The following is a 12,852-nucleotide window of genomic DNA, read 5'->3' on the forward strand; positions in this document are numbered from 1 at the left end:
CGGTTGATTCTATCCAACAGCTATGAGCAACTGATCAATCTCAACACCACGCTGCAACCAGGCTGTGCCAATCTACCATCAATTTCAACACTCCAAGTAAATGGTCACGCGCTGCCTATGATCTGTGGTAATAACGGTGCTGGCCGCAACGAGACAATACAAGTAATTGGCCGACTTGGCAGCAACCCAACCATTGCCGCATTGAATTTCGGCCAGATGGGCGCAGCGATAAGATCGCTTCATGATATTGATTATTTCCTAACGGCGCAGACCGATCCCGATCAGATCATGAACTTCAAGGTTTATCGCCTGACAATGGATGACAGTATATTCGGTTTCATTCCCGCCGAGGACGAACAGTCCAGAAATATTTATCGCAGCGTTCTGAGAAACTACCTAGCTGCACAAATCAATACAGAGCAGCATGTTGTCGAGACCCTACGTTTGATAGAGCAGTCTCGGCTGCAACTCGTCCAACAGTGTGAAGCATTCAAGCTGTTGAGCGAAAAAAACTCAGCTAACTTCAGTCGGGGCCTAAAAATAAAGCTGAACGCCTTGCACACGCAGGCATGTAAAGGAAATTGAGATGGCCTTGAATTCAACCCAACTTTCAAACGCGCAGTTAATCATTGACTATGGTAAGGGCCATGGTTTTGGCGATTCGCAGGTCGAACTTGCAATAAAAGTTGCTTTTCTGGAGTCCTCGCTGGGTTTAAACATGACCAACCCGTAGCCTGGAGTTACAGCTTCAGGCATGTTTGGTTACAACAATGATAGTTGGTCTACGCACACTTCACTGGGGGCGAAAAACAACACCGCCAATCAGATCGCGGCATTTTTTAGCGATATCACCACTTTCACCTCTCACTACGAAAATCCGGTTGTAAAAAATTCAGGCATTACAGTTGATGAATACATTTACATCAAGCATCATGACGGGCCTAATGCCACAGACTTTGTTAGTTCGCAGGGGTTAAAAATTTCCGTGCGAGCAATTTTCACATGGATCTGACCTCGTACGATAACATGCCTTATGGCGCCCATGTTTTCGACCTGTACGATCTAGTCTATTTATCGACCCACGGCTACTGGTTTACCAACAGCTCCTACTTGCCCGACGCAAATGTCACTCTCCTTCCAATCGACATATTGCCACCAGGCTCGGATCAAGACTGATGAATCTGAATTTTCCGGCCAAAAAATTCCGCGCTGAATATTTCCAGCAACGCCCCGTGTTGTTGAAATCCGCGTTTCGCAGTGACTTTTTTCTTGGAACGATCTGGACGAACTTCTCTATGTAGTCGATGTCGACTCCAAGAATGTGCGCTTCATGAAAGACCGGCTCGTGCCGGAAAACGAATTTGCCGAAACATCTCATCATTACGGCCTGGTCAGACGCACATTCAACAAAGCCTGTGTCTATTCCGGACTCGATTCGGGAGCGACGCTGGTACTCAATCGAATGGAGCAGAAGTCGTTACGGATCAAGCGATTATGTAACGAGCTCGCGCATATTGCGAAAGGTCAGGTGGCGGCAAACGGCTATCTTGCCAGCTCCGGCGACAGCGCATTTGGCAATCACTGGGGTAGTCACGATGTCTTTGCCTCGCAACTGCTGGGCTGCAAGCGCTGGGTGATCTTCCCTCCGACCTTCAGGAATCCGATAGTCGGGCAGAAAAGTGTGAACCATCGCGATGACTGTCCGAGCGAAGCCTGGATGGATGTCATCACCGAACCGGGAGACATTCTTTATATCCCTCGCGGCTGGTGGCATTGCGCATATCCTTCGGAAGGCCCTTGTTTCCATGCAGCAGTCGGAGTGCGTAAGCCCTATGTAATCGACTATCTGAACTAGCTCACGGCAAATGTGCTGTCTCGCGACAGCGCATTTCGAAATACGCTCGATCTGGACGGGGTGAACGACCTCGACGAGGCAATGCTGGCCGAAATGTGCGAGAGCATTCTGGACAAGCACAACTTTCAGTCGTTCGAAAACCATGTGTATAACAGAGAAAATGTCGATAACGGATTGTACTTCGCGATGTACTACGGCTTGTTAACGGAGCAGTACGAAGACGTGCTCATCAAATGGGCCTCTCCATTTGAGGAAATATCTGTTCGGCTGGAGGTAAGCGTCGAAGGTTACGTGTTGAAAGAGCATCCTATCGGCAAGCATCTCTCAACCCAAGGGCGCAGCCTCGCTTGCTTGAAGTCGGAGTGCGCGATCGAACCAGCCGCGTTCGTTGTACACTTGCGTGCACTGATCGCCGCCGGTGTAGTAGTGCTTTACACCTGAGTGGGTCACGGCCTTCCATAGGGAAGGCCGTAATTTCATAATTTCCGTTCTGGGCGTAACGATGCGTCATATTCTTTTTTTTGGCCTCTTGGCCTCTTGGCCTCTTGGCCTCTTGGCCTCTTGGCCTCTTGGCCAATTGCGCCTGCGCGACAAGTGCCCCAGGCGACGGATTCCTGAAAGTTTATGAGGAAGCATCGGCTAACAACTCGCAGATTGCCGTTTCCCGACATGAATTCTCGGCTACGAAAGAGCTGCTTCCTCAAGCGCGTGCGACGCTGTTGCCAAGCCTGTCCGCCGAAAGTGTGTTTTCCCAGACCAGCACCAGTGGAGTTCAGCAAAGCACAGACACACAGCGCGCGGGGGCGGTGTACAAAGTGTATTTAACTCAGCCGCTATTTAGGGCAGATCGTTGGTACGGCTACACCGGTGCGCAAAAGAAGCTTGATCAGGCCCTTCTCAAGCTCTTAGCTGACGAACAGGACTTGATAATGAAAGCGGCGGAACACTACGTCGCCGTCTTGCAGGCCCATGACGATCTATCTTCGCAAAACCACCCTCGCGTCCCGAGGGTAAACTCGACGGTTTGTTGATCCCTCCGGAGCGTGCCGATGTTCAGTCTGTTTGCCGACCAGGAACGTGAAGCCAAACTCGATAGCCTGGGCGACCCACTGGCTCTACTGGACAAGCATGTGGACTTTGCATCCCTGGCAGCCGAGATCGACCGCAGAGCGCCTCGCCCCAGCCGCGCCAAGGGCGGTCGGCCGCCTTATCCAACAGAGCTGATGACGCGCCTGCTGGTGCTCCAGCAGTTGTTCAACCTGTCCGACGAGCAGATGGAGTTCCAACTGCTCGAGCGCATGAGTTTCCAGCGTTTTGCCGGGTTGAAAAACGCCGGCCGAGTGCCGGATCGCAACACGATCTGGGTCTTTGGCGAGCGCCTGGTACAGGCCTACGTCGAGCATCGGATCCTTGCCGAGGTGCAGCGCCAGTTGCAGGAGCACGGCTTGCGGGCTCGCGAGGGGCAGATCATCGATGTCAGCATTATCCGGGCACCGATCCAGCACGACACGGCCGATGAGCAGGCCATGGTGAAGGCGCAGGCCCTACCGGTCGAATGGTCGCCCGCCAAGCGCCGGCAAAAGGATGTCGAGGCGCGCGGGACGAAGAAACACGGCAAGTCGTACTTCGGCTACAAGCTGTCGGTCAGCGTGGATCGCCGGCACACGCTGATCCGCTGCGTGAAGGTAAGCGATGCCAGCGAGGCTGATACCCAGCATTGGGTGGATGTGCTCGACCGGGGCAACAGCAGCCGGGACGTCTGGGCGGATCGCGGCTATCGCGACAGACCCCGGGAGCGCTGGCTCCACCTGATCGGCTGGAGGCCATCTATCCAGCGCAAGGGCCAGGCCGGCAAGCCGATCGGTGAACGGGACAAGGCACGAAACAAACGCATAGCCAGTCCCCGAGCCCGAGTCGAACATGTCTTTGCCAGCCTGGCCCGGATGGGCGGCAAGGCCGTGCGCAGCATCGGCCTGGCACGGGCTGAGTTTGGTCTGACGCTCAAATCGGCGGTGTACAACCTGAAACGGATGAGCAGCCTGCTGGAAATGGCCTGATCCAGGCCTCTGGCCGGGCTGCCTCGGGTCGCTTTACCGTGTGAGCGTCAGGCCTGACGAATAGCTCTGCTGCAAGCACGAGTGTATTTCATCGCTCAGCATGATTCGAATGGCGGTTTTTAGAGGTGCCCTACTAGGTCAAGCAGGCTGAATAATGGGAATGCCGAGCTTGGGAGTTTTCCATTTTGCACGAACTTTTGATCTGTGTAAGGTGGACAACGTTTACTTGTCCACCAGCCGCAACTGACCGCTCCTGGCCGGTTTTTGCCAGCCATCACAGGCTGTTTTTGCATCCTATCGGCTATCTGGCGTTGTAATGCGATTGACACCGACAATTCGGTTGCTCCAGATCATCTCGTAATGAGCGGTCTGGATGATCGATGTAACGGGGCGCGGTGTCATCAGCGCCCAACAGACATTGCCTGAAGAACGGACCGAGTGGTAATGCAGGCCTAGGCATGCCTCTCGCTTCGCTTCGTTTCCCAATTGATGGGAGTGGGTGTAATCGTCGGGGGCATATATGGGGTCCGATAGCGGCACCCCTGTAGCGTCCCTCATCCTGGCATCCGTGAAGCTGCAGGTCAGTCCTCTGAAGACAAAGCGATCGTAATTGAGGCCTTGCACGTTCGACCAGTAGCGCTCCTGGTGATGGCGCACCTCGGCAATCGCCGTGTCCATCCTATCGGCCAGATACAGCACGCCGAAGCTGCCATTGCTAAAGCGCGAGCCGGCTGGGTTCACATGGGTAAAGGGCGCTGTTGCATACGAGCATCCGGGAATACCGAACGGGATCTCGCCACGAGGGATCAGCTCCAGCCGGCCAATTTCGTTCTGCAACCGTGGATTCGTCATTGCCTGAAGCCGATATAGCGCTTCGAAGTCCGCTTCGTCGGCAACGTCATCGAACAAGGCAATGGGCGGAAACTTGGAGTTGACCAGGCGGTGGGCCTGCAGGCTCTCGCCACCCAGGAGGGCAAGGCTGCTCAGCATTACCACTGGGCACCTCGCAGCGTATCGATCCGTCGGAACGTCTCGTACAGCGAGATCATGTCGCCCTGGGCCATGACGTCGAGCGGCGCGCGCCCGTTGAAGAACTCGTTGCGGTTCTCCATCGAGGGGAAGCCATAGACATTTTCGGGGTTGTCGAACACGAGGCGCAGCGCCGCGTGGATATTCAGCACGATGCTGATGCGCTGCATCTGATCGGAGTCCAAGCTTACCGTCCACGCCGAATCGCATTGCCTGGCCCGGGTGTAGGTGCTGCGCGAAATGCGCAAGATCCGGCAAGCCTGTTCGCAGGAAGCCTTCCATTTGTCTAGGATGTTCAGCGCCGCGCGCAGGCCAGCCACGCATTGGCTTTTCGAAAAGTCCTGGGCCTGGATAGTTACTGTCATCGCGAGCACCTCAATATGCATCCTTAGATGCAAATCTAGCATATCTTAATCTGCAGATTCAGTTTAGCTCCAGGCAACCCCCCAAGGACTCTGAACGTCAACGCGCAATCATGGTCGATTCAGACGGCAGCATTAAACATGGGGCATCCACATAGCTTTGGTTCCACGACGGTTGTATCTGGCCGCTCTGTCTGCCATGACCGGCCGGTTTGTGGCACTGTCCTCAGCTATTCGCCCATGCCCCGCATCCCCGCTCGGCCCAGGATAAAGCCTTGTTTCCATCCCTAACCGCCGCGCCGGCGGTGGAAAATCGCTGCGCGAGTTTTCCACCCTACGGACGGAGCTGCCTCAGCTCGGCAGAATCCGGCAGGTCAGGCTCTTGATATAGCGGGTCTCGGCGATGGCCGGGTGGACCGGGTGGTCGGGGCCCTGGCCGCCGCGTTCGAGCAGTTGGATGTGGCGGTCGAGGTGGCGGGCGCTGGAGAGGAGGATATTCTGCAGGTCGTCCTCCGGCAGGTGCATGGAGCAGGAGGCGCTGACCAGGATGCCGTCCTTGTTCAGCAGGCGCATGGCCGCCTCGTTGAGGCGGCGGTAGGCGGCCTCGCCGTTCTTCAGGTCTTTCTTGCGCTTGATAAACGCCGGCGGGTCGGCGATCACCACGTCGAAGCGTTCCTCGGCGGCCTTCAGTTCCTTAAGCGCCTCGAACACATCGCCCTCGACGCAGGCCATCTTCTCGGCCACGCCGTTGAGCGCGGCGTTGCGCTCGACGCCGTCCAGCGCCAGCGCCGATCCGTCCACGCACATTACTTCGGTCGCGCCGAACGCCGCGGCCTGCACGCCCCAGCCGCCGACGTAGCTGAACAGGTCGAGCACCCGCTTGCCCTTGACGTAGGGCGCCAGGCGCGCGCGGTTCAGGCGGTGGTCGTAGAACCAGCCGGTCTTCTGGCCGCCCTGCACCGGTGCCTCGAATTTCACGCCGTTCTCTTCCAGCGCCACCCATTCCGGCACCACGCCGAAGGCAGTCTCGACGTAGCGTTCCAGCCCTTCGGCGTCGCGGGCGCTGGAGTCGTTCTTGAGCAGAATGCCGCGCGGCTTGAGCACCTGCACCAGCGCCTCGATCACGGCGTCCTTGTGGCGCTCCATGGCGGCGGAGGCGAGCTGCACCACCAGATGGTCGCCGAAGCGGTCGACCACCAGGCCGGGCAGTAGGTCGGAATCGCCGTAGGCCAGGCGGTAGCAGGGCGCGTCGAACAGCCGTTCGCGCAGCGACAGGGCGACGTTCAGGCGATGCACCAGCAGCGACTTGTCCAGCGCATGCTTGAGATCGCGGGAGATCAGCCGCGCGCAGATCAGGTTGTTCGGCGACAGCGCGACGATACCGAGGGCCTTGCCGCCGGCCGCCTCGAGGATCGCCTGGTCACCAGCCTGGAAGGCGGTCAGCGGGGTGGCGAGCACGTCCACCTCGTTGCTGTAGACCCACAGGTGGCCAGCGCGCAGACGGCGCTCGGCGTTGGCTTTCAGTCGCAGGCTGGGCAGGGACATGGGGCTCTCTCGCAAAAAGCGCGGAGTATAGCGGAGGGCGGCCCCGCTTCAGCTCTTCAGCCGGTAGCCCGTCCGGAAAATCCAGCGCACGCCGGCCATGCACAGGACTAAAAAGAGCGTGGTCATGCCCAGGCTGAGGGGTAGGCCGACGTCGGCCACGCCGTAGAAGCTCCAGCGGAAGCCGCTGATCAAATAGACCACCGGGTTGAACAGCGACAGCGTGCGCCAGAAGGGCGGCAGCATGTCGATGGAGTAGAAGCTGCCGCCCAGGAAGGTCAGCGGCGTGACGATCATCAGCGGGACGATCTGCAACTTCTCGAAGCCATCGGCCCAGATGCCGATGATGAAGCCGAACAGGCTGAAGGTGACCGCGGTCAGCACCAGGAAGGCGACCATCCACAGCGGATGCTCGATCTGAAAGGGCACGCAGAGCCGCGCCGTGGCCAACATGATGGCGCCGAGCAGAATGGACTTGGTGGCGGCCGCGCCGACGTAGCCCAACACGATCTCGACGTAGGAGATGGGCGCGGAGTGGATCTCGTAGATGGTGCCGGTGAAGCGCGGCATGTAGATGCCGAACGAGGCGTTGGAGATGCTCTGGGTGAGCAGAGCCAGCATGATCATGCCGGGGACGATGAAGGCCCCGTAGCTGACCCCGTTGATACTCACCATGTGCGAGCCGATGGCCGAACCGAATACCACGAAGTACAGGGCGGTGGAGAGGACCGGGGAGGCCACGCTCTGCATCAGCGTGCGCCGCATGCGGGCCATTTCGAACAGGTAGATCGCGCGTATGCCGTACAGATTCATGAGGGCGAGTGCACCAGGCTGACGAAGATGTCTTCGAGGGAGCTTTCCGAGGAACTCAGGTCTTTGAATTCGATGCCGGCCTCGCCCAGCCGTTGCAGCAGACGAGCGATGTCGTCGCCGTGCTCCCGGTTGTCGTAGGTATAGATCAGCCGGCCGCCGTCTTCCGACAGCTCCAGGCGGTAGTCTTGCAGCATCCGCGGAATCCGCGCCAGCGGCGCGTTCAGGGTCAGGGTGAGCTGGCGCTTGCCGAGCTTGGCCATCAGCGCGTTCTTCTCTTCCACCAGGATGATTTCGCCCTGGCGGATTACGCCGATGCGGTCGGCCATCTCCTGGGCCTCCTCGATGTAATGGGTGGTCAGGACGATGGTGACGCCGTTGTCACGCAGGCGCCGCATCATGTCCCACATGCCGCGCCGCAGCTCCACGTCCACCCCGGCGGTGGGTTCGTCGAGAAAGAGGATTCGCGGCTCGTGGGACAGCGCCTTGGCGATCATCACGCGGCGCTTCATGCCACCCGAGAGGGCCATGATGCGGCTGTCCCTCTTGTCCCACAGGGACAGCTCGCGCAGCAGCTTCTCGATGTAGGCGGGGTCAGCCCGCTTGCCGAACAGGCCGCGACTGAAGGTGACGGTGTCCCAGACGTTCTCGAAGGCGTCGGTGGACAGCTCCTGGGGCACCAGACCGATCCCGGCGCGCGCCGCGCGGTAGTCAGCGATTATGTCGTGGCCGTCGGCCAGGACCCGACCCTCGCCGGGAGTGACGATGCCGCAGATGATGCTGATCAGGGTGGTCTTGCCCGCGCCGTTGGGACCCAGCAGGGCGAAGATTTCGCCCCGGCGGATTTCCAGGTTCACGTCGCGTAGCGCGGTGAGCCCCGAGGCGTAGGTCTTGGACAGGCCATGGATGGCAATGGCTGGCTGCACACGAATCTCCCGGTGATTGGCGTGCGCCGATTTTAGCCAGCTGGCCCCCCGCGTCGCACCTGGGCGCTTCAGGCTTTCGCCGGCGTGCGGTCTTCGCGCGTCCTGAAGACGGCCACCCGTTGCTGCATCTTCGCCGCCTGCTCCTCCAGGGCGGCGGCCGCGGCGCGGGACTGTTCCACCAGCGTGGCGTTGCGCTGGGTAGTGCTGTCTATCTGGCCGATGGCGCTGTTGATCTGGCCGAAGCCGTTGCGCTGCTCGCGGCTGGCGGCGGAGATGTCCCGCATCAGGGCGGCCAGTCGGTGAATGGCTTCTACCGTCTCGCGGATGCTCTGTCCGCTGTACTCGGCCTGGCGGGCGCCTTCGCCGATCTTCTCGCTGATGGCCTCGATCAGGGCGCGGATTTCCTGGGCGGAAATGGCGCTGCGGCTGGCCAGGTTGCGCACTTCGGAGGCCACCACGGCGAAGCCGCGGCCCTGCTCGCCGGCGCGTGCCGCCTCGACCGAGGCGTTGAGGGCGAGGAGGTTGGTCTGGAAGGTGATCGAGTCGATGACGCCGATGATGGCGTCGATCCGTTTCGAGCTGTCGGCCAGCTCGCGCATCAGCAAGATGCTCCGCTCCACATCTTGGCCGCCGTTCTGCGCCGCGCGGGCGGCGCTCGCGGCGAGCCGGTCGGCCTGCTCGGTAGCCTCGCCAGTCTGCTGCGTGATGGTGCTGATTTGCTCCATGCTGGCCGCCGTCTGTTGCAGGGCGCTGGCCTGTTCCTCGGTGCGCGAGGCCAGATCCCGGCTGCCCCGGAGAACCTCGCGGGCGTGGCCACGAACGTTTTCGCTGTCGCTGCGCAGGGAGCCGACCAGCTCGGAAAGCCGGTAGTTGGTTTCGTCCATGGCATCGAGCAACTGGCCGGTTTCGTCGCGGCCGTGGCCGGCGAGGTCCTGAGTCAGATCGCCCTCGGCCAGCCGGCGGGTCGCTGTCAGCGCCCGCTGCAGGGGGGCGGTGATGCTGCGGGTGATGTACAGGGCCATGAACACGGCGATCAGCAGGGCCAGGGCGGCGAAGCCGAACAGGCGGGCGAGGGCGTCGCCGAGGCGCTCGGCGACCTGGCGCCGGACCTGCGTCATGCGCTCGGCGGCCTGGCGGTCGAGCGCCGCGGCGCTCTCGTCGAGCTGGTAGATCTCGTTCTTGTAGCGGCCTATGGCGGCGTCGGCGGCCGCCGTGTCGGCGAACTCGCCCGCGCGAAGGCGCCGGTAGACCGCGTCAAGGCCTCCGGCATAGCCCTCCAGCGCCTTGGCCGAGGCCTCGTACAGGCGCTGCGCGTCGGGCGCCTGGGCACGGCCGGCCCGCAGGGTTTCCTGCAGCTCGCGCAGGATCGCGTCCCAGCGCTCCTTGTAGGACTGCACTTTTTCCGCATCGTGCAGGTTGATGAACAGGTCCTTTTCGAAGCGTCGTTCCTCCAGGGCCAGCAGGCGCACCTGGGCGGCGTTCAGCGCCAGTCCGGCATTGTGGTCGAGCGTCTCGGCCGCGTCGCGCAGGCCGTTCAAGCCGGACAGGGCGACGGCGATGGCCGAGACGAGCAGTAGAACGAGGATACCGAAGGCGATGCCCAGGCGGGCACCGATGGAGCGGTGGGATAGCATTGGGAGGGATTTCCTGCACGGATTGAGGGCGCCCTTAGATCGGCTGTCGTCCGGCGTCCTTGAGCGGCTGCCGACGAAAGGGCTCCCGGCATTCGCCCAGGAGCCCGGTGACGCGTCAGGCGGCCGACTGCGCGGTCTTGCCGCCCAGCATCTCGATCAGGGCTTGGCTGAAGGCCGGGATGTCGTCGGGCCGGCGGCTGGTGATCAGGTGGCCGTCGACCACCACCGGCTGGTCCACCCACTTGGCGCCGGCATTCTGCAGGTCGTCCCGCAGCGACGGCCAACTGGTCAAGGTCTTGCCCTTGACCAGGTCGGCGGAGATTAGCAGCCAGCCGCCGTGGCAGATCGCGGCGATGGGCTTGTCAGCGCGTGCCGCATTGCGCACCAGTTCCTGGGCCATCTCGTCCAGGCGGATGTTGTCGCCGTTGACCACGCCCCCCGGCAGCACCAACGCGTCGCAGTCCTCGATGCGCAGGGTGTCGAAGCTGTGCTCGACCGGGAAGCGGTCGGCGGGCGTGGTGTGCTTCCAGCCGGTCACCTGGCCCGGCTTGGCCGCGGCGATCAGAGTTCGGGCGCCGGCCTTTTCGAGGGCTTCTTTGGGGCCGGTGAGTTCGACCTGCTCGAAGCCGTCGGTCACCAGGAAAGCCACGCGTTTGCCTTTTAGGGATTGCGTCATCGCGGAACCTCCAAAGTGCTGGGTGGAGCGCCTGCGGGCGCGGGGTTCATAAGGAATCCGACCCTCCCCGCGGGCAAAGTTCTGCCCCTCGTCGGCAAACGGGATTTGCGCGCCACGGCCTTCCTGCTATGGTCGGTGCCCGCTCGTTTCCGTCCCGTGCCGCCATGCCCGAATTGCCCGAAGTTGAAACCACCCGCCGCGGCATCGCTCCGCACCTCGTCGGCCGGCGCGTCGAGCGGGTCGTCGTCCGCGAGCGCCGGCTGCGCTGGCCGATCCCCGAGGATCTCGACGTGCGCCTGTCCGGTCAGCGCATCGAGGCGGTGGAGCGCCGCGCCAAGTACCTCCTGATCCGCGCCGAAGCGGGCACCCTGATCGGCCACCTGGGCATGTCCGGCAGCCTGCGTCTGGTCGAGGCCGGGTTGCCGGCGGCCAGGCACGAGCACGTCGACATCCTGCTGGAGTCGGGACTGGCGCTGCGCTACACCGACCCGCGGCGCTTCGGCGCGCTGCTGTGGAGCGCCGACCCGCTGGAGCACGAGCTGCTGCGCCGGCTCGGCCCGGAGCCGCTGGGCGAGGACTTCGACGGCGAGCGCCTGTACCGGCTGTCGCGCGGTAAGAGCGTGGCGGTCAAGCCGTTCATCATGGACAACGCGGTGGTGGTCGGGGTGGGCAACATCTACGCCAGCGAGGCGCTGTTCGCCGCCGGCATCGACCCGCGCCGCGCCGCCGGCTCGGTCTCGCGGGCGCGCTACCGGCGTCTAGCCGAAGAGATCCGGCGCATCCTCGCCCAGGCCATCGAGTGCGGCGGCACCACCCTGCGCGATTTCGTCGGCGGCGACGGCAAGCCCGGCTACTTCCAGCAGACTCTGCTGGTCTACGGACGCGGCGGCGAGTTCTGCAAGGTCTGCGGTAGCACCCTGCACGAGGTCCGCCTCGGCCAGCGCGCCAGCGTCTACTGCGGCCGCTGCCAGCGCTGAGGCTCGGCCCCTGCGCCAACGGCTGGGACATCGCCGATCTCGTGCCCCTCGGCACGCGCCGCTCGTCGAGCCGAGGTGGGAGGCCTTCGTGCGTTGCCTCGGCTGCACCGCCGGCGGCTACCGGCAGGACTGAAAATGCCGCCGGCATGCCTTTGTCGCAACGGCCCAGGTTTTCCGGCATGCCGATGGCCGCATAGGCTTGCTGTCCTCGCCGATGGGGCGAGTCGCTGCGCGACAACGGGAAGTTTTGGCCCTTGAGTCGTTTCAAATTCCTTCTGATTTTCCTAATCGGCTTTGGTCTGGCCTATTCCTTCTGGCTCAGTCCCGGCTGGCTGCGCTTGTGCGCGGGGCTCGCGCTCTTTCTGTTCGGTATGCAGTGTCTGGAAGAAGGGCTCAAGCAGCTCGCCGGCGGCCGCCTGGAGGAACTGCTCGGGCGCAGCATGGCCACGCCGCTGAAGGGTTTTCTGTTCTGCGTTTTCGGCACCTTCCTGCTGCAGTCCAGCACTCTCGTGTCGTTGCTGACCGTCGTTTTCATCGGCGGCGGCCTGATTTCCCTGGCCGGAGGGTTGGCCATTCTTTTCGGTATCAACCTGGGCAGTACCAGCGGCATCTGGCTGCTGGCGCTGGCCGGGCACGGCTTCGACCTCGCACCGCTGGCCCTGCCGCTACTGGTGTTCGGCGTGCTGATCGGTTTCGACGGGCCGAAGAGCCGGGCGACCGGGCGCATCCTGCTGGCCGTCGGCTTGCTGTTCATCGGCATCGAGCAGATCAAGGGGAGCTTTTGGGAGCTTTTCCAGTTTCGGCGAAACCCTGGACATGACCCGCGTTCCGCTCGACGGGTTCGCCGGGCAACTGCTGGCGATGCTGCGCGAGGTGCGCGAATTCGGCCGCCTGGAGGTGCCGGACGAGGCATGGCAAGCGCGCCTGCAACTGCTCGACGAATGCGCGGCGGACTTCGACGCGCGGTTCCGCGCCCGGCTGTTC

Annotated in this window: 15 protein-coding genes and 1 pseudogene; 9 read left to right on the forward strand and 7 right to left on the reverse strand. The window is 61.9% G+C overall.

The features are described 5' to 3' along the window. Nucleotides 1-3: 3 nt before the first annotated feature. The 7 genes from ACGI6K_RS00815 (at nt 4) to ACGI6K_RS00845 (ending at nt 3,912) form a co-directional block, all read left to right on the forward strand. Nucleotides 4-585: a hypothetical protein gene (locus tag ACGI6K_RS00815; protein WP_376945922.1), complete on the forward strand. Its 582-nt coding sequence runs from the start codon at nt 4-6 to the stop codon at nt 583-585. 1 nt (nt 586) lies between these two features. Then, a complete protein-coding gene (locus ACGI6K_RS00820) occupies nt 587-733 on the forward strand; it encodes a hypothetical protein (protein WP_376945920.1) in 147 nt (48 codons plus the stop codon). A gap of 21 nt (nt 734-754) precedes the next feature. After that, on the forward strand, nt 755-1,012 hold the full coding sequence (locus ACGI6K_RS00825; RefSeq protein ID WP_376945918.1) for a hypothetical protein: 258 nt from the start codon (nt 755-757) through the stop codon (nt 1,010-1,012). A gap of 318 nt (nt 1,013-1,330) precedes the next feature. Next, nucleotides 1,331-1,855, forward strand: coding sequence for a JmjC domain-containing protein (locus ACGI6K_RS00830; RefSeq protein ID WP_376945916.1), 525 nt, complete (start codon nt 1,331-1,333; stop codon nt 1,853-1,855). A 60-nt stretch (nt 1,856-1,915) separates the two neighbouring features. Further along, complete coding sequence (locus ACGI6K_RS00835; protein WP_376945914.1) at nt 1,916-2,296, forward strand: hypothetical protein; 381 nt, start codon at nt 1,916-1,918, stop codon at nt 2,294-2,296. A gap of 128 nt (nt 2,297-2,424) precedes the next feature. Further along, on the forward strand, nt 2,425-2,886 hold the full coding sequence (locus ACGI6K_RS00840) for a TolC family protein (RefSeq protein WP_376945912.1): 462 nt from the start codon (nt 2,425-2,427) through the stop codon (nt 2,884-2,886). An 18-nt stretch (nt 2,887-2,904) separates the two neighbouring features. Further along, complete coding sequence (locus ACGI6K_RS00845) at nt 2,905-3,912, forward strand: IS5 family transposase (protein ID WP_376945910.1); 1,008 nt, start codon at nt 2,905-2,907, stop codon at nt 3,910-3,912. 294 nt (nt 3,913-4,206) lie between these two features. Here ACGI6K_RS00845 and ACGI6K_RS00850 read toward each other — a convergent pair whose 3' ends face one another. From ACGI6K_RS00850 to ACGI6K_RS00880, 7 genes are all read right to left on the reverse strand, one after another. Beyond that, entirely contained in the window at nt 4,207-4,902 is a 696-nt protein-coding gene (locus ACGI6K_RS00850; RefSeq protein WP_376945908.1) for an RES family NAD+ phosphorylase, read from the reverse strand. Next, complete coding sequence (locus ACGI6K_RS00855; protein ID WP_376945928.1) at nt 4,902-5,306, reverse strand: hypothetical protein; 405 nt, start codon at nt 5,304-5,306, stop codon at nt 4,902-4,904. The genes ACGI6K_RS00850 and ACGI6K_RS00855 overlap by 1 nt, the downstream gene beginning before the upstream one ends. A gap of 348 nt (nt 5,307-5,654) precedes the next feature. Beyond that, nucleotides 5,655-6,848: a class I SAM-dependent rRNA methyltransferase gene (locus ACGI6K_RS00860; protein WP_376945906.1), complete on the reverse strand. Its 1,194-nt coding sequence runs from the start codon at nt 6,846-6,848 to the stop codon at nt 5,655-5,657. Nucleotides 6,849-6,896: 48 nt separating this feature from the next. Next, complete coding sequence (locus ACGI6K_RS00865; protein WP_376945904.1) at nt 6,897-7,658, reverse strand: ABC transporter permease; 762 nt, start codon at nt 7,656-7,658, stop codon at nt 6,897-6,899. Next, nucleotides 7,655-8,581, reverse strand: coding sequence for an ABC transporter ATP-binding protein (locus tag ACGI6K_RS00870; protein WP_376945902.1), 927 nt, complete (start codon nt 8,579-8,581; stop codon nt 7,655-7,657). The genes ACGI6K_RS00865 and ACGI6K_RS00870 overlap by 4 nt, the downstream gene beginning before the upstream one ends. Before the next feature lie 68 nt (nt 8,582-8,649). Then, the gene (locus ACGI6K_RS00875) at nt 8,650-10,215 is read right to left on the reverse strand and encodes a methyl-accepting chemotaxis protein (protein ID WP_376945900.1); all 1,566 of its coding nucleotides are present in this window, start codon (nt 10,213-10,215) and stop codon (nt 8,650-8,652) included. Between the two features lie 115 nt (nt 10,216-10,330). Continuing rightward, entirely contained in the window at nt 10,331-10,891 is a 561-nt protein-coding gene (locus ACGI6K_RS00880) for a type 1 glutamine amidotransferase domain-containing protein (RefSeq protein ID WP_376945898.1), read from the reverse strand. A gap of 164 nt (nt 10,892-11,055) precedes the next feature. Here ACGI6K_RS00880 and mutM point away from each other — a divergent pair, with 164 nt between their 5' ends. Further along, nucleotides 11,056-11,868 carry a bifunctional DNA-formamidopyrimidine glycosylase/DNA-(apurinic or apyrimidinic site) lyase gene (mutM, locus tag ACGI6K_RS00885; protein ID WP_376945896.1) on the forward strand — a complete coding sequence of 271 codons (813 nt, stop codon included), beginning with the start codon at nt 11,056-11,058 and terminating at the stop codon, nt 11,866-11,868. A 254-nt stretch (nt 11,869-12,122) separates the two neighbouring features. Beyond that, nucleotides 12,123-12,726: pseudogene (locus tag ACGI6K_RS00890) on the forward strand (Na/Pi symporter); the annotation flags it as partial. Nucleotides 12,727-12,852: the final 126 nt, after the last annotated feature.

Source organism: Azorhizophilus paspali, assembly GCF_043587585.2.
GTDB lineage: Bacteria > Pseudomonadota > Gammaproteobacteria > Pseudomonadales > Pseudomonadaceae > Azotobacter > Azotobacter paspali.